Origin of the sequence: Paenibacillus tepidiphilus (assembly GCF_008635795.1) — a bacterium.
Classification (GTDB): Bacteria; Bacillota; Bacilli; order Paenibacillales; family Paenibacillaceae; genus Paenibacillus_AQ; species Paenibacillus_AQ tepidiphilus.
The window spans coordinates 211507-232507 of sequence record NZ_VWRQ01000002.1 but is presented as its reverse complement, the minus strand read 5'-3'; the positions used below and the strand labels follow the sequence as shown (position 1 = coordinate 232507).

At 54.0% G+C, this 21001-nt stretch carries 20 protein-coding genes; 17 read left to right on the top strand and 3 right to left on the bottom strand.

Annotation, left to right across the window (positions count from 1 at the left end; translation table 11 throughout):
- The first annotated feature begins 44 nt into the window (after positions 1–44).
- The 9 genes from F1379_RS03200 to F1379_RS03160 all read left to right on the top strand — a co-directional run bounded on the left by F1379_RS03200 (position 45) and on the right by F1379_RS03160 (position 9486).
- Positions 45–389, top strand: a complete 345-nt coding sequence (locus F1379_RS03200) for a YlmC/YmxH family sporulation protein (protein ID WP_150266249.1) — start codon at positions 45–47, stop codon at positions 387–389.
- Positions 390–618: 229 nt separating this feature from the next.
- Positions 619–1473: a peptidoglycan editing factor PgeF gene (gene pgeF / locus F1379_RS03195; RefSeq protein WP_150266246.1), complete on the top strand. Its 855-nt coding sequence runs from the start codon at positions 619–621 to the stop codon at positions 1471–1473.
- Entirely contained in the window at positions 1470–2177 is a 708-nt protein-coding gene (locus F1379_RS03190; RefSeq protein WP_239004536.1) for a YggS family pyridoxal phosphate-dependent enzyme, read from the top strand. Before pgeF ends, F1379_RS03190 begins: the two co-directional genes overlap by 4 nt.
- Complete coding sequence (locus F1379_RS03185) at positions 2177–2617, top strand: cell division protein SepF (RefSeq protein ID WP_150266244.1); 441 nt, start codon at positions 2177–2179, stop codon at positions 2615–2617. Before F1379_RS03190 ends, F1379_RS03185 begins: the two co-directional genes overlap by 1 nt.
- Before the next feature lie 7 nt (positions 2618–2624).
- The gene (locus F1379_RS03180; RefSeq protein ID WP_150266242.1) at positions 2625–2894 is read left to right on the top strand and encodes a YggT family protein; all 270 of its coding nucleotides are present in this window, start codon (positions 2625–2627) and stop codon (positions 2892–2894) included.
- A gap of 9 nt (positions 2895–2903) precedes the next feature.
- On the top strand, positions 2904–3686 hold the full coding sequence (locus F1379_RS03175) for a YlmH family RNA-binding protein (protein WP_203457022.1): 783 nt from the start codon (positions 2904–2906) through the stop codon (positions 3684–3686).
- Between the two features lie 201 nt (positions 3687–3887).
- Complete coding sequence (locus tag F1379_RS03170) at positions 3888–4376, top strand: DivIVA domain-containing protein (protein WP_150266238.1); 489 nt, start codon at positions 3888–3890, stop codon at positions 4374–4376.
- 1415 nt (positions 4377–5791) lie between these two features.
- Positions 5792–8884 (top strand): isoleucine--tRNA ligase, encoded by a 3093-nt coding sequence (gene ileS / locus F1379_RS03165; RefSeq protein ID WP_150266235.1) that lies wholly within the window; start codon positions 5792–5794, stop codon positions 8882–8884.
- A gap of 317 nt (positions 8885–9201) precedes the next feature.
- Positions 9202–9486, top strand: a complete 285-nt coding sequence (locus tag F1379_RS03160; RefSeq protein WP_420850472.1) for a DUF5665 domain-containing protein — start codon at positions 9202–9204, stop codon at positions 9484–9486.
- A 237-nt stretch (positions 9487–9723) separates the two neighbouring features.
- On the opposite strand, the gene F1379_RS03155 is transcribed toward F1379_RS03160, so the two are convergent.
- The gene (locus F1379_RS03155) at positions 9724–10455 is read right to left on the bottom strand and encodes a TraR/DksA C4-type zinc finger protein (protein ID WP_150266231.1); all 732 of its coding nucleotides are present in this window, start codon (positions 10453–10455) and stop codon (positions 9724–9726) included.
- A 241-nt stretch (positions 10456–10696) separates the two neighbouring features.
- Here F1379_RS03155 and lspA point away from each other — a divergent pair, with 241 nt between their 5' ends.
- The 3 genes from lspA to F1379_RS03140 all read left to right on the top strand — a co-directional run bounded on the left by lspA (position 10697) and on the right by F1379_RS03140 (position 13535).
- Positions 10697–11200, top strand: coding sequence for a signal peptidase II (gene lspA, locus F1379_RS03150; RefSeq protein ID WP_150266678.1), 504 nt, complete (start codon positions 10697–10699; stop codon positions 11198–11200).
- On the top strand, positions 11197–12159 hold the full coding sequence (locus F1379_RS03145) for an RluA family pseudouridine synthase (protein ID WP_150266229.1): 963 nt from the start codon (positions 11197–11199) through the stop codon (positions 12157–12159). The genes lspA and F1379_RS03145 overlap by 4 nt, the downstream gene beginning before the upstream one ends.
- 122 nt (positions 12160–12281) lie before the next feature.
- Positions 12282–13535, top strand: a complete 1254-nt coding sequence (locus F1379_RS03140) for an LL-diaminopimelate aminotransferase (RefSeq protein WP_150266227.1) — start codon at positions 12282–12284, stop codon at positions 13533–13535.
- Positions 13536–13605: 70 nt separating this feature from the next.
- Here F1379_RS03140 and F1379_RS03135 read toward each other — a convergent pair whose 3' ends face one another.
- Positions 13606–14205 carry a hypothetical protein gene (locus F1379_RS03135; RefSeq protein WP_150266225.1) on the bottom strand — a complete coding sequence of 200 codons (600 nt, stop codon included), beginning with the start codon at positions 14203–14205 and terminating at the stop codon, positions 13606–13608.
- 151 nt (positions 14206–14356) lie between these two features.
- Positions 14357–14917, bottom strand: a complete 561-nt coding sequence (locus F1379_RS03130; RefSeq protein WP_150266223.1) for a GNAT family N-acetyltransferase — start codon at positions 14915–14917, stop codon at positions 14357–14359.
- Positions 14918–15016: 99 nt separating this feature from the next.
- Between F1379_RS03130 and F1379_RS03125 the strand changes: the two genes are divergently transcribed.
- From F1379_RS03125 to F1379_RS03105, 5 genes are all read left to right on the top strand, one after another.
- Entirely contained in the window at positions 15017–15601 is a 585-nt protein-coding gene (locus F1379_RS03125) for a TetR/AcrR family transcriptional regulator (RefSeq protein ID WP_150266221.1), read from the top strand.
- 182 nt (positions 15602–15783) lie between these two features.
- The gene (gene baiCD / locus F1379_RS03120) at positions 15784–17721 is read left to right on the top strand and encodes a bile acid Fe-S flavoenzyme BaiCD (protein WP_150266220.1); all 1938 of its coding nucleotides are present in this window, start codon (positions 15784–15786) and stop codon (positions 17719–17721) included.
- A gap of 394 nt (positions 17722–18115) precedes the next feature.
- Positions 18116–18697 (top strand): bifunctional pyr operon transcriptional regulator/uracil phosphoribosyltransferase PyrR, encoded by a 582-nt coding sequence (gene pyrR / locus F1379_RS03115; RefSeq protein ID WP_150266218.1) that lies wholly within the window; start codon positions 18116–18118, stop codon positions 18695–18697.
- A gap of 2 nt (positions 18698–18699) precedes the next feature.
- A complete protein-coding gene (locus F1379_RS03110; protein ID WP_150266216.1) occupies positions 18700–19608 on the top strand; it encodes an aspartate carbamoyltransferase catalytic subunit in 909 nt (302 codons plus the stop codon).
- Positions 19609–19717: 109 nt separating this feature from the next.
- Positions 19718–20992: a dihydroorotase gene (locus F1379_RS03105; protein WP_420850471.1), complete on the top strand. Its 1275-nt coding sequence runs from the start codon at positions 19718–19720 to the stop codon at positions 20990–20992.
- Positions 20993–21001 lie beyond the last annotated feature (9 nt).

The window sequence follows — 21001 nt, the reverse complement described above, 5'->3', positions numbered from 1 at the left end:
AACATATTATTGACTATAGGTCAGAATGTACAGGGGTGGTTATAATGAACGAAGATTCCCTGGGCACGGGTAAGAAAATGAAGATATCCGATTTCCAGACAAAGGATGTTATCAATATCGTAGACGGTAAAAGACTCGGGCAGATCAGCGATCTGGACCTGGATCTGCGCCGGGGTGTCATTGATGCGATTATCGTTCCGGGCTATACGCGGTTCATGGGGCTGTTCGGAAGCGGAGCCGACCTGATCATCCCCTGGCGTAATATCGTCAAGATCGGCGCCGATGTCGTACTGGTCAAGCTGGAGGAGTCCAGGCCGCAGCAAAGCCAGGAAGAGCGCGAGACCATCTACCTCGAGCGGGGGGAACGCAATGAACGGCGCACTTACTAACAAGAGTGCGTCTTTTTTTGCCCGGACGCTTATATACATGTGTAGGCGTACAGCCGGGGCCGGCTGGCAGAACTTGCTTGGCTGACGGGCCGTAGAGGCGCTGAATGAACGAAGGCATCGGCAAAATAACTGGAATTAGGCTTCGGTGACAGTCGCCACTTCGTGGTAAAGCTGCGCCTGGGGTTGTTTTGGGGTCCCTGCAAAGGTACACTTAGGCGGAGGTGAGAGGATGGAACCCTTTAAGGTAAATAGTGAAACACCGGCGCTGCTCCATCTGGAGCCTTGGCGCACGAAATATCCCGGACTTACAGCCGGATTCACCACACGGCAGGGCGGTGTGGGCGAGACGCCATACGACAGTCTCAACTGTGCGCTGCATGTCGGCGATTCTCCGGAGCATGTGCGGGAGAACCGTATCCGGCTGGCCGGCGGGCTTGGCTTCCCGCTTGAAGCCTGGACCTGCGGCGAGCAGACACATGGCAAGCATATAGCGCTGGTTACTGAGGCGGAACGCGGGCGCGGAAGCCTGGACCGGACTTCAGCATTCCAGGCGACGGACGGTCTGTTGACGGATGTCCCCGGCGTGCTGCTGACTTCTTTTTATGCGGATTGCGTACCGCTCTTCTTCTACGACCCGGTACAGGGCGTTGCCGGACTGGCCCATGCCGGATGGAAAGGGACGGTAGCGGAGATAGCGGCAGAAATGGTGGCAGCCATGGGAACTGCGTATGGCAGCCGTCCGCAGGATATTGCCGCAGCTATCGGCCCTTCCATCGGTGACTGCTGCTACGAGGTCGATGATTATGTGATGGATCATATCCGCCGTTTCGAGGCGGAGCTTCAGCCTGCTGATTGGGCGAACGAGCCTGAACTGTACCATGCGGTAAAGGGCGATACGCACAAAAGCATGCTGAACTTGAAAGAAATGAACCGACGCATTATGATTAAAGCAGGAATTTTGCCGACTCATATCGAATGTACCAATTGGTGTACAAGCTGTAACAGCGATCTGTTCTTCTCCTACCGCAAGGAGAACGGCGTTACAGGACGAATGACGAGCTGGATCGGACTAAAGGAGAGTTGAACACCCTGAGTTTAACACTGAACGAGAGAATTGCCGCAGTTAAAGCGCGCGTATCCCAAGCTTGCGCGGCAAGCGGGCGCGATGCGGCGGACGTCAAGGTCATTGCTGTGACCAAATATGTGTCCCTGGATACAATGTCCGCCGTTCTGGAAGCCGGGATGGAGGATGTCGCCGAGAGCCGCTGGCAGGATGCCGAACAGAAGTGGAAGGCTCTTGGGGATAAGGGCACGTGGCATTTTATCGGCCATCTGCAGACCAATAAGGTGAAGGATGTCATCGGCAAATTTCAATATATACATTCGCTTGACCGTCTGTCGCTGGCCGGGGAACTGCAGAAGAAAGCGGATGCCGCCGGCATTGACGTTAAGGTCTTCTTGCAAGTGAACATCTCCGGAGAGGATACGAAGTTTGGACTGCCGCCGGAGGCGGTGGCGGACTTTCTCCGTGAAATTGCTCCGTTTCACCGCATCAAAGTGATCGGGCTGATGACGATGGCACCCCATGTGGAGGATCCCGAGCTGGCGCGTCCCGTGTTCCGCGGACTCCGCGAGCTGCGCGACCGGCTGAATTCTCTGACTCTGACGCCTGAGCCTATCCAAGAACTGTCGATGGGAATGTCGAATGATTTTGAAGTGGCGATACAGGAAGGAGCCACCCAGGTGCGTCTGGGTTCGGTATTAGTAGGTCATGAGGAGGGAGCTTGATGGGCGTGATGAACCGGTTTATGAGCTTTTTGGGCTTGCAGGAGGAAGAGGAAATCGTGGAGCGGGAGCAAATCACCCGCGATGAGGAAGAGCTTGAACCAACACCTGTGGAAACCCGCAAGAATCAGCGGGCCAATGTCGTCAGTATCCATTCGCAGAAGAATGTGAAGGTGGTCCTCTATGAACCCCGCTCTTATGAGGAGGCCCAGGAAATCGCCGATCATCTACGCTCACACCGCACCGTGGTCATTAACCTGCAGAGAGTACGGAATGACCAGGCGATGCGGATCATTGATTTTCTCAGCGGAACAGTATACGCCCTTGGCGGAGGAATATCCAAAATTGGGGGCAATATATTTATGTGCACACCGGATACTGTGGAAATCCAAGGCTCTATTACGGAAATGTTAATGGATGAACAAGAATTCAGAATGAGGTGACAACATCTTGGCATACGAGATCAACCAGATAATCTCTATACTCTTCAACATATACTTCTACATGATTTTCATTTACATTCTGATGTCCTGGTTACCCAACTCCCGTGAGAACTTTATCGGGGAACTGCTTGCCAAGCTGGTGGAGCCGGTGCTGTCGCCGTTCCGCCGCTTTATTCCGCCGCTGTTCGGCATGATCGATATTTCTCCGATCGTCGCACTGTTCGTGCTGCGGATGGCCATTATGGGCCTGCAATACATTATTGCGAGCATATTCTAGGCTGCGATGATGAAGAACGAAATTTACGGGCATTTCCATCCGGATGAGCGGCCTTTTGTCGATAAAGCCTGGGAGTGGGTCCAGAACGCGGGAGAGTATCATGAGAGCAAGCTGACCGAATTTCTCGATCCCCGCCAGGCTTATATTTTGCAGAGCTTGGTGAACCGTCACCCTGATGTTGCCGTGAGGCTGGACGGCGGGTTCACCGGTGCAGAACGCAAAAGGGCGCTCGTGGGCCCGGATTATCGGGATCTGGATGCCGAGGATATGGAGCTGAAGGTGCTGGAAATCACCTCGGGCGAACAGAAATTTCTGACGCTGGAGCACGGTGACTACATGGGCGCCATTCTGGGACTCGGAATTAAACGGGGGAAAATCGGCGATATTCATGTGCTGGACGACGGTTGTCATGTGGTCGTGTCGGCGGATATCGCCAGTTTTCTGTCCGGCCATTTGACCGGTGTCCACCGGGTTATGGTCCACACCGAAATCCTTCCGGTCTCTGCCTTGCGAACCAGGGAAGAAAAGCTGGAAATTCAGGAGTTCACCGTTGCCTCCCTGCGTCTGGACGGTATCGCCGCAGATGTGACCCGGATGAGCCGCAGCAAAATTCTCGCTCCGATCAAAGCGGGACGGGTTCGGGTGAACTGGAAAGTAGAAGAAGATCCCTCCTGCAGCCTGAAAGACGGGGACATGGTGTCAATTCAGGGCTTCGGCCGTTTCCGTGTGCTGGAGATCGGGGGTTTGACGAAAAAAGGCCGCTACCGGGTTCAGGTCGGCAAATTTGTCTGAAGATCTTGCAGGATTCCGGGTTTCGCTGTCGAAAATGAATATCTCTATAAGGGAAACGCGTTTTATTGAACTTACTGAAACGGGGGCCTGCCTCTGAATGCGGGTACCGCGGATTTTTCTTAAAGCTTGTTTCTTGGCCGCCGAAGCTTGGTTTCGGGCAGCAGGGCCTATGAGGTTTGACATTTCTAGGAGGTGCACAGCATGCCATTAACGCCGCTCGATATACATAACAAGGAATTCTCCCGGAGAATCCGCGGTTATGACGAAGACGAAGTCAACGAATTCCTGGATCAGGTCATCAAGGATTATGAAAGTGTTATCCGTGAGAACAAGGAGCTGCACAATCAGCTTCTGGCCCTTCAGGAGCGGCTGGATCATTTCACCAATATTGAAGAGAGCCTTTCGAAGACCATCATCATCGCCCAGGAAGCGGCGGATGACGTTAAGAATAATTCCAAGAAGGAATCTCAGCTGATTATCAAAGAAGCGGAGAAAAACGCCGACCGCATCATTAACGAGGCGCTCGCCAAATCCCGCAAGGTGGCTATAGAGACGGAAGAGCTGCGCAAGCAGGCATCTATTTACCGCACCCGGTTCCGTACACTGCTGGAAGCACAGCTGGAGCTGCTATCCCAGGATGATTGGAACGCACTGGAGAGCCGGGAGCCGAGCGAAAGCCAGGTTATTTAGCGATTGTCTTTGGCTACGCTTGTCAGGGTTATCTCATGCCGGGGCTTCCGGAGGGATTCGAGCAGGAGAAGCACATGGAGTATGAATGAAGTGGAAAATGCATACTTAATTTGGGCAAATGCGGCTGAAACCCGGAACTAAGTGGAAAAAAGCAATCTAATTCACCCGTTTTTGCTTGATTATCCTTGCGATGCGCTAATTAAGTGGCGATTATCGAACTAAACCGCTTAAATCATCAAATAAGGGTAAAATAAGTGGACAAAATCCAACTACCTTCCAATCTCGGCCCGGATGTTGACTTTTGCGCTTAAACAGTCTATAACTAGAACATATCTGTACATCGTTAATACTTATTCGATGACGGGACAAGTACGATAAGATCACGTTCTCCAGAGAGTCGGTGTCTGCTGCAAGCCGATGTTCACGTCTTATCCGAAGATCTTCCCCTAGAAGCTAAGCTGAAGCGCTCCTGCGTGTGTAAGCTTATGCCGTCTGCCGGACGTTATCCCGGCCCGTGCTTGAAGTTAAGCGCGGACTGAGATTGTGCCCGTTCACGCCTTATGGCGGGGTCGGCACAGAATTAGGGTGGTATCGCGAGCGCTGTCTCGCCCCTTTGGGGGCGGGGTGGCGCTTCTTTTGCGTGATGATCCCCCTAAATCCCCCTTGGCAAGGGGGACCCCAAGGGCTGCTGCCCTCTGGACACCCGCAAAGGGTGAACCCGAGCAGTGTGCGACTTTGGCGGACAGGGAAGGATTACTGCGGCGTAGGGAGCGGCACTTCTTAGGCTCCCCTGGCGGGTTCGCCTGCGGTGCCTTCCATGCGAAGGCAGCGGCGCGCTACGCCCGCGCCGCGTTGAGGGCCTCCCGCCCCCAAAGCTGCCCTACGGGGTCGCGGGGCGGGTCGGCCGGCCTTGAGGCAGCGGCGCTTCGCTCGCCGCGCCGCTGAAGGGTTGGCGGCGCGCTACGCCCGCGCCGCAGTTGAGGGCCTCCCGCCCCCAAAGCTGCCCTACGGGGTCGCGGGGCGGGTTGGCCCTGAGGCAGCGGCGCTTCGCTCGCCGCGCCGCTGAAGGGTTGGCGGCGCGCTACGCCCGCGCCGCGTTGAAGGCCTCCCGCCCCCAAAGCTGCCCTACGGGGTCGCGGGGCGGGTCGGCCCTGAGGCAGCGGCGCTACGCCCGCCGCGCCGCGTTAAAGGCCTCCCGCCCCCAAAGCTGCCCTACGGGATCGCGGGGCGGGTTGGCCCTGCCCTGAGGCAGCGGCGCTACGCCCGCCGCGCCCTGGAGGATAGGCGTCGCGCTTCGCTCGCCCGCCGACCAACAACAACAAAAGATTAAAGCAACAACCAACAATCAACACCAACAAGCAACAACCTAAAGCAACAAACCAATACGAGCCTACCAAGGAAAGGATAGATTACACATGCAGAAAGTGGATGTCAGAGAAAAAGCGCGTGACAGAGATGTCCGTGTCCTCAAGAAATGGAACGAGGAGGACACGTTCCGCAAATCAATGGAGAACCGGGCAGGCAAGCCGAATTATGTATTCTACGAAGGTCCGCCTACAGCCAACGGCGCGCCGCATATCGGCCACGTGCTTGGCCGTGTAATCAAGGACTTCATCGGCCGATACCAGACGATGAGAGGCTTCCGCGTCGTGCGCAAAGCGGGCTGGGATACGCATGGCCTGCCGGTCGAGCTGGGCGTGCAGAAGAAGCTGGGTCTCGCCGGCAAGCAGGAAATCGAGAGCTACGGCGTAGAGAAGTTCATCAAGGAATGTAAGGCCAGTGTCTTCGGCTATGAGAAGCAATGGCGTGAATTTACCGAAGCAATCGGTTACTGGACCGATTTGGATAACCCGTATGTCACGCTGGACAACACGTATATCGAGAGCGTGTGGAACATCCTCGCTACTGTGCATGAGCAAGGCCTGATGTACCGCGGTCACCGCGTTAGCCCTTACTGCCCGAGCTGTATGACGACGCTGAGCTCGCATGAAGTAGCGCAAGGCTACAAGACCGTCAAGGACCTGAGCGCCACCGCCAAGTTCAAGCTGGAAGGCAGCGGCGACTACGTGCTGGCCTGGACGACGACGCCTTGGACGCTGCCGGCACATATGGCCCTGGCCATGAACCCGGAGATGGAATATGTACGTGCTCAGCAGGAAGACGGCGTATACATCCTGGCGAAGAACCTCGTAGACGAAGTGCTGAAGGGCGAGTATACGATCCTCTCCACGCACAAAGGCTCCGATTTTATCGGACAGAGCTACACACCGCCGTTCAGCTACATCAAGGCGGAGAAGCACAATGTGATCGTCGGCGCTTCTTTTGTTACTGACTCCAGCGGTACCGGGATCGTGCACATGGCTCCGGCGCACGGCGAGGATGACTACAAGAGCTGCCGCGAGAACGGCATCAGCTTCGTGAGCGTGGTGGATGCTTCCGGTAAATATACGGATACGGTGAAGGATTTTGCCGGCCGCTTCGTGAAGGATTGCGATCTGGATATCGTGAAGCTCCTGTCCGAGCAGGGGCTGCTCTACCATAAAGAGAAGTACGAGCACAGCTATCCGTTCTGCTGGCGCTGCGATACCCCGCTGCTCTATTACGCAACAGACAGCTGGTTTATCAACACGACGGCAATCAAGGATAAGCTGGTTGCCAACAACAGCAGTGTGGACTGGTATCCGGAGCATGTGCGCGAAGGACGCTTCGGCAAATTCCTCGACGAGCTGGTGGACTGGAATATCAGCCGTAACCGTTACTGGGGAACGCCGCTGAACGTGTGGGTCTGCGAAGCGACCGGCAAGGAATTCGCGCCGCACAGCATCGCCGAACTGCGGGCGATGGCTGCCCAGGAAGTACCGGAGGATATCGAGCTGCATAAGCCTTATGTAGATAACATCAAGCTGAAGAGCCCATTCCAGGAAGGTGCCCTGATGGTACGTACCCCGGAGGTCATCGACGTGTGGTTCGACAGCGGTTCGATGCCGTTCGCCCAAAGTCATTATCCGTTCGAGAACGAAGAAGCCTTGAGCGACCAGTTTCCGGCGGATATGATCTGCGAAGGGATCGACCAGACCCGCGGCTGGTTCTACAGCCTGCTGGCTGTATCTACCCTGTTCAAGGGTGTAGCGCCTTACAAGGCGGTCATCGCCACCGGCCATATCCTCGACGAGAACGGGCAAAAAATGTCCAAATCCAAAGGCAACGTTATCGACCCTTGGGATATCATGAACGAATACGGTACGGATGCGTTCCGTTGGGCGATTCTCTCCGACAGCGCGCCGTGGAATAACAAGCGCTTCTCGCGCGGCCTGGTCGGCGAGAGCAAATCGAAGGTAGTAGATACACTCGTTAATACCCATGCGTTCCTGACGCTGTATGCCGGCATCGACGGCTATGACCCTGTCGATCATCCGTTCAAGGTGTCGGAGCACAAGCTGGACCGCTGGATTCTGTCCCGCCTGAACAGCCTGATCCTGGTGGTCGAGAAGACGCTGGCCGTCAATGACTTCGTCAACGCCTCCAAGGCGATTGAGAATTTCGTCGATGAGCTGAGCAACTGGTATATCCGCCGCTCCCGCGACCGGTTCTGGGGCAGCGGTCTCGGCGAAGAGAAGCTGGACGCTTACCGCACGCTGACCCACGTGCTGCTGGTTACCTCCAAGCTGCTGGCCCCGTTTATGCCGATGCTGTGTGAGGACATCTACACCAATCTGGGCGGCGGCGAAAGCGTCCATCTGGCCGATTACCCGCAGGCCGACCAGAGCCTGATCGATCTGGAACTGGAACGCGATATGGAAAGTGCGCGAGGCATTGTCGAGCTTGCCCGCAATGTGCGCAACGAGACCGGCATCAAGAACCGCCAGCCGCTCTCCGAGCTGATCGTATCCATCGACCGCAGCTTCAATCTCGCGGAATACGAAGAGATCATCAAGGACGAAATCAATGTGAAGCACATCAACGTGGAGAACAGCGACAGCGGCTTTGTCGACTTCACCCTGAAGCTGAATCTGAAGGTAGCGGGCAAAAAGTACGGCAAAAACGTCGGCTTCCTGCAAGGCTTCCTGAAGGGAATGGACAGCGAGGCGACCCGAAAGGTGGTACAGGACGGCCAAGTGGCTGTAGTATCGCCGGACGGCGAGGAGCTGCAGATCACCTCCGAGGAGCTGCTGATCGAGAAGCAGGCGAAGCCGGGCTTTGCCGCTGCCTCGGGCTATGGCCTGACGGTAGCCCTGAATACCGAAATCACGCCGGAGCTGGAGCAGGAAGGCTGGGTGCGCGAGATCGTGCGCGCCGTCCAGGATTACCGCAAGCGGCTTGACCTGCCGATTGATAAGCGGGTGGCCCTGACACTGCAGGTAGATGAGGAACTGAAAGCTGCTGCAACGGCGTTCGAGCATGTGCTCCGTGAGAACGTGCTGGTGACGACCATTGAGTTTGACGGAGAACTGGACTTTGAAACAGTGGATGCCGGCGGCAAGTCCATCGGAATCCATATCGGAGCGTAAAGTGAACCCGGCTTGTATTAGCTTCGCCTGATCGGTAAATACTAGCGGAAAAAGAACCGCCGGCACCGTCCTGCCCCAAGAGGCGGTGTGACCGTGAACTTAGGGCGGAGGCTGCGGCTACCGCCTTCGTCTCCGGCTTCACAAGACAATTGAAGCGAGTCCCGTGAACGGAAGAGGGCGGCCTCTTCCTCCGGGCTCGTTTCTTTTGTGAAGAGAGGCGGTGAGGGGAAGGAGCCTTTCAGGTGCAAGACAAAGAGAAGAATCACGGGGAGCAGCCTCCTCCGGAAGACGATGCCGGACTTGATCCGGAAGCGAAGCTGAATGCAGTCTACCGCCTAACTCATGAATTGTCCCAGCAATTGGAGAAATCGCGGATTGCCCAATATACCGAGCTGCTCTTCTCTCCCTGGCGGCTGATCTGGCTGAATGTGTTAACCGGTGCGGCGCGCGGGGTGGGGATTGCGCTCGGTTTTACCTTTTTTGCGGCTACGATTATTTATGTCCTGCAGGTGCTCGGGGCGCTGAATCTGCCGATTATCGGGGACTATATTGCGGATATTGTGCGGATTGTGCAGCATCAGCTGGAGCTGAAGACGTATTAGCGCGGAATTGGTGGAATAGCCGGAATAGGAATGGTGCACGTGACGGCCTTAGCCGGAGAAAATATCGATTAGCTGAGTAGGACAGGGCTTTACGCGAATTAAAGAACAGGTGAGGTTGCCGGGAAGTCAGTTGAACAGAAGGACAGCTGAAGATTGTGAGCTTAGAGTAACGGAAGCTTCGCTCAAGTCTTAACCCGCTGCAGGTTCAAGAATAAAAAAGGAAGGAGCAGCCGTCGGCTACTCCTGCTCTTTTTTGCCGTAAGGGTCCAGGAGATAGTCGCCTTCCTCGGAGTCCATATACTGGCGGTAACTGTTGCCGCGGATCACGGTCAGATGATTGCCGGCAATATCTGTGGCAATAAAATTCTCCCAAGGCTCGACAAAGCCTTCGGTTTCATCGGCCTCAATCTCCATGTCATTGTAGGAAGTAATCTCATTGTTCTCGGCCATAGCCGGTGAGTTGGAGCTGCCCCAGCTCTCGACGATCTGCCAGGCGTCTTCGCCGTCAAAACGGTTCTGCTCTGTCCGCTCATCCCCGCTGGTACGGCCAAAGGGCGGGTAGAGGAGCTCTTCCTCAGCGGGCCGGTTAAGCTCCGTAAACTGACGTGGGTTGTCTTCTTTGCAGTAGCGGGTGGAAGGAACTGCCTCCAGCCGTTCATAAGGAATGTCCTTGCCGCAAACGATGCAGAGCCCATAGGTTCCTTCTTCCATAGCCTGCAGGGCAGCGTCAATCTCGTTCTGTTCATGCTCGTCCCGCTCCAGGAGGGAGATGTCCATGGAACGGTGGTAGAGCTCGGTTGCAGCGTCGCCGGGATGATTGTCGATTTCCGTAAGCTCGCCCGTCGTGTCGCGCATGGAATTTTCCAGATCATAATGCCGGTTATTCAGCAGTCTCTGCTGGATGTCGTCCTGCTGCTGCAGGAGAGTGACACGCAGGTCAGAGAGCTGCTGTTGTGTAAGATGGCTCATTGGGATGCTCCTTTCAGAGTGCGGATGCCGGCCCTTGTGCTGCCCCGCTTTGCATGTCCTTATCTGTAGATAGCTTGGCCGGAGACGAACGTTTTTAGCGCTGGTAAATAGTCCATAGGACCGCCTCCCGCAAAAGCTGCGCAATAGACGGTTTCTTGAAGCCTGTGCTACAATATACAAGTCTTTATACAGTATTCGTACCGCTTTCGGCGGGAAAAATAAGAACGGAGTGACAACTTCTGTGGTGTACTATCTGATTGCGCTAATCGTATTTTTGATTGACCAGGGTACCAAATATTTGATCGCTACCCGGCTGGAGCTCGGAGAGCAGATTCCGGTCATCGGGGATTTCTTCATCATTACCTCACACCGGAACACGGGAGCCGCATTCGGCATTCTGGAGGGGCAAATCTGGTTCTTCGTGATTGTAACGGTGATTGTAGTCGCCGGAATCGTCTGGTATCTGAATAAATCCATGGGCTCGCGCAAGCTCCTGCCGACTGCTCTGGGGTTGGTGCTGGGCGGTGCCGTAGGCAATTTCCTGGATCGTATTCTCGCCGGCGAGGTTGTCGATTTCCTGATGTTTAATTTCGGAAGCTATACGTTCCCGATCTTTAATGTTGCCGACTCCTGTATTGTCATCGGGGTGGCCTTGATCATTCTCGATACGCTGCGCGATATCAAGGGCGGAGAAGAAATCACAGAAGTCAAGGAATCCAAGGAAGTCAGAGAAGGGAATGAATGATTGTGCAAAATAACGCGGGCGTAGATGCGGCAGGCGCGGAAGACAGAGACGTCAGCGAATGGACCGTTGCCGGTGAAAATGCCCGGGAGCGGATTGATAAATATATTACGGAATCCTGGGAAGAGGATATTTCACGCTCTCAGGTGCAGCAGTGGATCAGCGGCGGATATATTACGGTCAACGGAGCGGCGGTTAAAGCGAATTACAAGCTGTCAGAAGGCGACGTAGTGGCTGTAACCGTTCCCGAGCCGGAGGCCACCGAGCTGCTTGCGGAGAATATTCCGCTGGAGGTTGCTTACGAAGACAGCGATGTGATTGTGGTGAACAAGCCGCGCGGCATGGTGGTCCATCCGGCTGCCGGTCATCCTTCGGGAACGCTGGTCAATGCGCTGATGTACCACTGCCATGATCTTGCCGGCATCGGCGGGGAGATCCGTCCGGGGATTGTGCACCGCATCGACAAGGATACATCCGGCCTGATTATGGCGGCCAAGAACGATGCCAGCCATATCTCTCTCGCCGCACAGCTCAAGGAGCACAGTGTGACACGCCGCTACATCGCTATTGTTCACGGAAACCTGTCTCATGACCAGGGCACCGTGGATGCGCCGATTGGCCGTGATCCCCATGACCGCAAGCTGTATACGGTGACGGAAAAGAACAGCAAGCGTTCGGTGACCCATTTTACCGTGCTGGAGCGGTTTGGCGATACGACAATGCTGGAGCTGCAGCTGGAGACCGGCCGTACGCATCAGATCCGGGTTCATATGAAATTTATCGGGCATCCGCTGGTAGGTGATCCGGTATATGGGCGCAGCAAGGGGATTACGATGAATGGACAGGCTCTGCATGCTGCAGTACTCGGCTTCGTGCACCCGTCCTCCGGAGAATATATGGAATTCAGCGCTCCGCTTCCGGGAGATATGGAAGAGCTGCTCTTCAGGCTGCGCAGCAGATAAGTACAAATGAAGTGACGATAAATCCATGGTTTTACGGGGATTTTTGCGGCATATTTAGAACGTGGAATGTAAATGGGTGCAGTATTCTATTAATTTATTTAGCCAGGAGATGAATAGCCATAATGAGTATCGAACAATACCAGGAAACTTACATTCAGAATAGCTTTGCGGACCGCATTGGCGGGGCTAACTACGGCAAAGACACCAGCATCTATAAATTCGAGAAGATCAAACGCGCCAAAGCTGCTGCCAAAAAGGATTTCCCTGATATCGAGCTGATCGACATGGGCGTCGGCGAGCCGGACGAAATGGCGGATGCGGGCATTGTTGCCAAGCTGGCCGAAGAAGCGGCTAAGGAAGAGAACCGCGGTTATTCCGACAACGGGATTCCGGAGTTCAAAGAAGCTGCAGCTGCTTATCTGAAGGAAGTATTCCAGGTTGAAGGGATCGACCCTGTCACCGAAATCGTGCATTCCATCGGCTCGAAGCCGGCGCTGGCTATGCTGCCGTCCTGCTTTATTAATCCGGGCGACATCACGATCATGACGATTCCCGGCTATCCCGTGCTGGGCACACATACCAAATACCTGGGCGGAGAAGTATATCCGGTTGAACTGAAGAAAGAAAACAACTTCCTGCCGGATCTCAATTCCATTCCGGAAGAAGTGGCTTACAAAGCGAAGCTGCTGTATCTGAACTACCCGAACAATCCGACGGGTGCCAGCGCCACTCCTGAATTTTTCAGCGAGGTTGTAGCCTGGGCCAAGAAATATAACGTGGTCGTTGTGCATGACGCTCCTTATGCCGCTCTGACCTATGACGGTGTGAAGCCGCTCAGCTTCCTGTCCGTACCGGGCGCGAAGGATGTCGGTGTGGAGCTGCATTCCCTTTCCAAGTCCTATAATATGACAGGCTGGAGAATCGGCTTTGTCGCCGGTAATCCGCTGGTGGTTAAAGCGTTCAGTGACGTGAAGGACAACAATGACTCCGGTCAATTCATCGCGATCCAGAAAGCGGCTGCTTTCGGTCTGGCTAATCCTGCTATCACCGAAGCGATTGCCGAGAAATATTCCCGCCGCCACGGCATGCTGGTTGACGCGCTGAACAGCCTTGGCTTCAAAGCCGAGAAACCGAAAGGCTCCTTCTTCCTGTATGTGGCTGCTCCTAAGGGCATCAAAGGCGGACGCCGCTTCGAGTCCGGCGAGGATTTCTCGCAGTTCATGATCCGCGAGAAGCTGATCTCCACTGTACCTTGGGATGATGCCGGCCCGTTCGTCCGTTTCTCCGTGACCTTCGTTGCCAAGGGCGAGGAAGAAGAGAAGCGTGTAATTTCCGAGATTCAGAGACGCCTCAGCGACGTTGAATTTGAATTTTAATTAGTTGAATGTGAAGAAGTCCGGTGCGGGATATCCGCGCCGGACTTTTTTTGGCAAGTTGAGACATGATCTAGACCGGTTTATTTTCATTCAGATAATTCATAAGTTTTTTGGAAGGCTCTGCATTTACTAAAATGAATTCACTCCTATGTGTTTTATCCGGGTTTTCCCATGAAATATGTACATACACCTTTTTATATATTTCAAGAAATTCTTGATCAATGGAGCTAGAGTTAATGATAAAGGCCCGGAATGCCGTGGTTCCTTTAACCTCTCCGTCAGGTTGTAAATCAGTGAGAGTTTTGCCATCATCATTTAAGTTTGTGAAAAAAACGTCATTGGTAACCTGCTTAACATTCATATTATCCTCTAAGAGGAAGCTTATAGTAACATTATTCATATGGATTTTTGCTTCATCGACAATGACGTTATAAACAATCCTTGAAATATTGTCTTCAATATACAAATCTGCCTCTGCACGAACATTGAAATCCTTTATAGATTGGGCAGAGACGAAGACATTTTTATCATTTATTTTGTCTAACAAAATGTTCATTTCTTTTTGCCTAAGCGCTGTAAACTCCCCATTACTAGATGCCGTTTTGTTTTGTGTACATCCAGTTAAAAAAAATACAATACAACAAGTAAAAACAATAAAAAATTGTTTCATAAGTTCGCTCCTTAGTAAGAAGGAGTCTCATGGAGACTCCTCTAATAGGCTCACAGTATCTTCATTGCTGGCAGCTAACCAGGAGAAGAAACTGATAATAAAAGACAGACAGAAATAACTAGAGAAGTAATGGTGACTTCACGGAAAAACCTTATTGCAGCCGAAACGACTGGTTGTGAAAGGCTGTGATATGGCGGAATAGAGCCTGCCCGTCATCCGTTACGTTGATTCCAGGCTCCAGGGGCCGTAGCATTGCCTGATAAGGCTCCGGCACCCAGATATATTGATGCACATAAGGTGTCAGGATGAAGCCGTTCTTCTCCCAGAAGTGCACCCGTTTCTTATCTGCTTCGGTTGTTCCCGATTCGACTTCGATGATAACCGCTTTGACCTGATGCTCCTGCTTGGCCCAGTCGATGATGGCCTCGAGTAAGCTTGTCCCCAGCCTGCGTCCACGCTGCATTCTGCCTACCGCCAAATAATCGATGAGCAGCCGCTGCCCTCCGGCGGCATCCACTATACCGGTAACTGCCATAGCGACCATTCGTCCGTCAATCCGTCCGAAGTGCATCGCTGCCAGTTTACGGTCTAACATACCGCGCAGGATCCGCACCGGCTTGGCCCCATGCGGGAACGCCTCATGATACAGCGCCTCCGCCATCTTCCACAATTGCTCGTCCCATTCGTGGATCGTAATGATTTCCAGTTCCATCGCTTTTCGCCTCCGATATTATCATAGCGCTTTTTGCTTTCTTGTTTAAGCCGCAGGTGTATACTATGCTAAGGATTAACCAATGGATTGAGGTGGCATATGAGAGAGCTTAAAAATGTAGAGGAACGCATTCTGGACCGGGCGCTTTATTTAATGGGCACTAATAGAACCTGTGATATCTCCATCCGGGCCATTGCCAAGGAAGCGGGCGTGAATGTCAGTGCCATCAATTATTATTTCCGCTCCAAGGAAGAAATGCTGCGGATGGTCAAGGAATTTTATATCGAGAACACGATGTCCGTATTATCCATATTGAAGGAAGAGGCCCTGGACGTTGAAGATAAGCTGGTCCTGGCTGCTAATGAGATTATGGAATATGCATTGCGTTTTCCAGGCAATCTGGTTATTAACAGTCATTCCAGGAAGCTGATGCAGAGTGACGAGATCTCCAAGAGAATCATCGATTTGGCACAGGAAATCGGGGACCGACTCCAGCATCTGTTGCGTCTGCTTATCCCTGGAGATGAAACAAGCAGTCAGTATAAATACTTAATCTTCACCTCAGCCATCAATTATCCAACCGAATATGAAGGTACCGCTGACGTTGGAGCTTCGCTCCTGGCGGATAAACCGGGGAGAATGGAATATATCCGTCTGCTGGTTCGGGCTTTGAGGTCTGTGTAAGCCTAAGGAGTCAGAAGGGAGGAGGGGATCAAGCAACTTCTCAGAAAATTCAAACATTTTGTTTTAAACATATTGATTGAATATCATAGCTGGGCTATATTGATTGTGTAAGCCGGCTTGATATGCAAATGAATGTGAATTTAATTACAAAGTGGCGAGTGACTAAGAGAGGAAGATTTCAAATGGCGTACAAGAATCTGTTTAGCCCCATTCAAATTAAAGACTTGAAATTGAAGAACCGGGTAATCCTGCCGGCAATGGGTACGAAGATGCCGACAGAGGACCGTTTTGTCACCAAGCAACTGATTGATTATCATGTAGCCAGAGCAGCAGGCGGGTGCGGGTTGAATTTTACGGAAGTCTGCTCGGTATACGGCCCTGCTTCCCCGAAGAACTTTCTGGCTATCTCGGACGACCGGTATATTCCCGGCCTGAAAGAGCTGACGGATGCCATCCACGACGCCGGCGGCAAAGCCGGAATCCAGCTCTGGCTGGGCGGCCTGGCGGTTGCCAGTGATCCAGAGCAAAGAATCATCATCCCGAGTCCTGTACCTGTCGCGGGGACGGAGCATATGCTGCCTGGTGCGGACACGGCAACGATCAAGGAAGCGGCTGAGGCCTTTGGCGAAGGAGCCAAGCGGGCGGTGGAAGCCGGGTTTGATGCCATCGAGTTCCATGCCGGACATAATTACACCCCGCACTCCTTCCTGAGCCCCTATTTCAACCGGAGAACGGATGAGTATGGCGGGAATCTGCCTAACCGGGCCCGTTTCCTGATCGAATGCATTCAGTCCATACGCCGGAATATTCCGGAAGGCATGCCTCTCTTTATGAGGGTCGATGCGCATGATGATTATTTGGAAGGCGGTCTGACGATTGAGGAAGTGATTGACTTCTGCAAAATGGCAAAGCAAGCCGGTGTAGACGTTGTGGACGTCTCGCGCGGCAATTTCTCCTCTTCGGCGATTATCTATGAGGTTCCGCCTATCGATCTTCCCCGGGGATTCAATGTAGACAATGCGGCCAGAATCAAGGAAGAAACAGGATTGATCACTGTGGCGGTGGGACGGATCAATGAGCCTGCACAGGCAGACGCTATCCTGGCGAGCGGCAAAGCGGACATGGTCGTTATTGGACGGGCACAGCTGGCCGATCCCGAATTCTGCAATAAAGCTCAGTCCGGCTGTCCGGAGGATATTGTTCATTGCGTCGCCTGCAATCAAGGATGCTACGACGGCTTTGTCTCCGATAATTTCCCGCATATTACATGTCTGCGAAATCCGGCACTGGGCAGAGAGGCGGAATACAGGCTGCAGGCTACCGGTTCGCCGAAAAAAGTTCTTGTCGCCGGCGGCGGGATCGCAGGGCTTGAAGCGGCCATGCTGTTAAAACGCAGGGGGCATCATCCCGTTGTATGCGAGGCTTCATCTGCCCTTGGCGGCCAATTTGCCTTAGCCGGAGAAGCTCCTAGGAAAGAAGAGATGAAGGCAGCGGCGTTGGCACGGGGAGAACAGGTATTGCGGGAAGGTATTGAAGTTCGGCTAGGTACACCGGTTACGGCAGCTCTGCTGGAGGAGCTCCGGCCCGATGAGGTGATCGTTGCGGTTGGCTCTGCCCCGATAGAGCTTAAGGTTCCGGGCAGCCAATTGCCGAACGTAACCAATTCCCATGATATCTTATCCGGCAAAGCATCCGTCTCCGGTAAGGTTGTCGTGATCGGCGGCGGACTAGTGGGACTTGAGGTGGCCGAATATCTGCATGGCAAAGCGGCGGAAATCACCGTCGTTGAAATGCGGGACCGGGTGGCCAAGGATTTGGGTCAGCTGCGGTCCATCTGTGTCATGGAGAACCTGCAATCTGCCGGGGTAACAACGATTACGGATACCACCTGTGTGGAGATCAAGGAGCATACGGTTGTCCTCGAACGTATGGGCGAGCAGTCGGAATATGCCTGTGATGCCGTTGTGGTGGCCATCGGTGCCAGATCGCGGAGTTACGATGAAATCAGGAGCTATTGTGCAGAGCATGGTATTCCGTGCCATGTGATCGGGGACGCCGTACGTGCCCGCAGAGCACTGGACGCCGTCGCTGAGGCCAACGAAATCGCCAGAGCGATTTAATTAAGGCAATAGACGGGACGAGAAAGGACCACCTGGACAGGGCGGTTCTTTCTTTATTAGGTGCGGACTGTGGGGCACATACCTTCGCTTGTCTCACTTCCATATTTTGATCTCCATAGTCCCCCTCCACAAAGTTGACACAAGCCATCACATCTGTCATAATCACAGGTAGTTAAATATGCGCCTTTAAATCAGTCCCGTGAGGCTGGCAAGGTAACGTGAATCGAGGTTCGCGACACTCAGGAAGGAATCCGTCTGTAGGATGGAGGGCCTTTTTGCGCGCGGACACGCCACTTTCTGAATCTTCGGATTTCACTCCTTGCCTGTTTCGGGCAAGGAGTTTTTTGATTTCCGGGAACTTGAGCAGGCGATCAAGCAGGAGGATGGTACGAGAATGGTTACTGAGAAAAATGTCATTATGGACGAAACGGCAATCCGCCGGGCGCTGTCCCGCATTGCCCATGAAATTCTGGAGAAGAACAAAGGGATCGAGAATTGTATCCTCATCGGTATCCGCACCCGCGGGGTGTATCTGGCCCAGCGGATTGCCGAGAGAATCCGTGAAATCGAAGGAGCGGAGGTGCCTTGGGGCGAGCTGGACATCACACACTACCGGGATGACCGCGAAGGCGGGAATGATAACCGCGAAGAGATGGAGCAGGCGGTGTCGAGAAGCACGCTGACGCTTCCAGCGGAATGCGGAAGCATCCGCGACAGGAAAGTGATCTTGTTCGACGATGTGCTCTACACCGGACGGACGATCCGCGCGGCGATGGATGCCCTGATGGATTGCGGCCGGCCGCACATGATCCAGCTCGCCGTATTGGCCGACCGCGGGCACCGCGAGCTGCCGATCCGGCCCGATTTCATCGGCAAGAACGTTCCTACCTCCAAGCATGAGCAAATCGAAGTCGCGATGACCGAATATGACGGCAAGGACGAAGTGTACATTATATCGAATCGGGAGGAACGATAAGGATGACAACGGCAACGAAAGTGAAGGAGCGCAGCCTGCTGGGAATCAAGGAGCTGGATGCTACGGAGCTCCGGGCGATTTTGGACAGAGCGGCTTATTGGGAAGGGCAGAAGGCGAAGCTGACGCCGGTGCTGAATTCGCATTTTGTTGCCAACATGTTTTTTGAGAACAGCACACGTACGCGGTTCTCGTTCGAAATGGCGGAGAAGCGGCTGGGTGTACAGGTGCTGAACTTCTCGGCGGCGGCTTCCAGTGTGGAGAAAGGCGAGTCCATCTACGACACGGTACGGACGCTGGAGTCGATGGGCATCGACGCCGGAGTGGTGCGGATGAAGCCGGCAGGCGTACTGCAGCAGCTTTGCGAGAAGGTGGAGATCCCGCTGATCAATGCGGGAGACGGCAACAACGAACATCCGACACAGGCGCTGCTCGATATGTACACGATGACCAAGCATTTTGGCGAATTAAAGGGATTGAAGGTATCCATCATCGGGGATATTATGCACAGCCGGGTGGCCCGCTCCAATCTGTGGGGTCTCAGCAAAATGGGGGCAAGCGTGCAGTTCTGCGCACCGCACAATATGCAGGCTCCTGAACTCGGAGAATATGCGCGGTATGTGTCCATGGAAGAAGCGCTGAAGGCGGATGTGGTGATGATGCTGCGTGTACAGCTGGAGCGCCATGCGACGGGCATTCTGCAGTCGGCCGAGGAGTACCGCAAGCAGTTCGGGCTTACGGAGGAACGCGCAGCCAAGCTGGACAAGAACACAATCATTATGCATCCGGCGCCGGTCAACCGCAATGTAGAAATCGACGATGCGGTGGTGGAAAGCAGCCAGTCCAGAATATTCCCGCAAATGTCGAACGGCGTTCCGATTCGGATGGCCGTCATTGAGCGCGCCCTTTCCTAAAAAAGCTGACAGCAATACGCTAATAAATATACACATGAATGAATTTTTATTATATAATATACATCAGAGCCCGGAGCCCCCGTGCTGCCGGGAAAAGGAGAATGTGACTGTGATCATCAGAAACGCCAGTGTGCTGGGCAAGGAAGGCGAGCTTGCGCGTAAACATATCGTTGTTCAGGACGGAGTTATCACCGCGGTCAAGGATGTGCTGGATGCCGCAGAGGAAGCGGGCGAAGTCATTGAAGCGGAAGGAAAGCTGCTGATCCCGGGGCTGATCGATATGCATGTGCATCTGCGCGAGCCGGGCTTTGAACATAAGGAGACGATTGAGACAGGCTCTCGGTCGGCAGCCAAGGGCGGCTTCACCACCATCGCCTGTATGCCGAATACCCGTCCGGTGACGGATAGCCCGGAAATCGTCGAGCTGGTAAAGAGCAAGGCACAAGAGGCTGGTCTGGTGAAGGTACTGCCGTATGCCGCAATTACGAAGAATGAGCTGGGACGCGAGCTGACGGATTTTGCCGCGCTGAAGACCGCCGGAGCCATCGGGTTCACCGATGACGGCGTCGGCGTACAAAGCGCCCAGATGATGAAGGATGCGATGAAAATCGCCGCCGGACTCGATATGCCGGTCATCGCCCACTGCGAGGACAACTCGCTGGTAGAAGGCGCTCCGGTGGCTGAGGGAACTTTTGCCGATAAGCAAGGACTGAAAGGAATTCCGAACGAATCCGAAGCGATTCATGTCGGACGGGACATCCTGCTGGCTGAAGCAACAGGCGTGCATTATCATGTATGCCATGTCAGCACCGAGCAGTCGGTGCGCCTGATCCGCCAGGCCAAGCAAATCGGCATTAAGGTGACCGCTGAGGTGTGTCCGCATCACCTGCTCCTGTCGGAAGAGGATATTCCGGGTATGGACGCGAATTGGAAAATGAACCCTCCGCTGCGCTCCCGCCGCGACGTGGAGGCCTGCATCGAAGGGCTGCTGGACGGTACGCTGGACATCATCGTCACCGACCATGCGCCGCACAGTGCGGAGGAGAAGGCGAAAGGCATGCAGCTTGCCCCGTTCGGCATCGTCGGCTTCGAGACGGCGTTCCCGCTGCTGTATACAGCCTTCGTAGCGACCGGCAAATGGGATTTGTCCCTGCTGGTGCAGCGGATGACCGCTGATCCGGCGAGAGTGTTCCGGCTGAACACAGGCAGCCTGAGCGTCGGCGCCCCGGCGGACCTGACACTGATTGATTTGAATGAAGAGAAAGAAGTAGATCCGGAGACGTTTGCCAGTAAGGGCCGCAACACTCCGTTTACCGGATGGAAGCTGAAGGGCTGGCCGGTGAAGACCTGGGTGGACGGCAAGGAAGTATGGACTGATAAGTAACTGACGGAT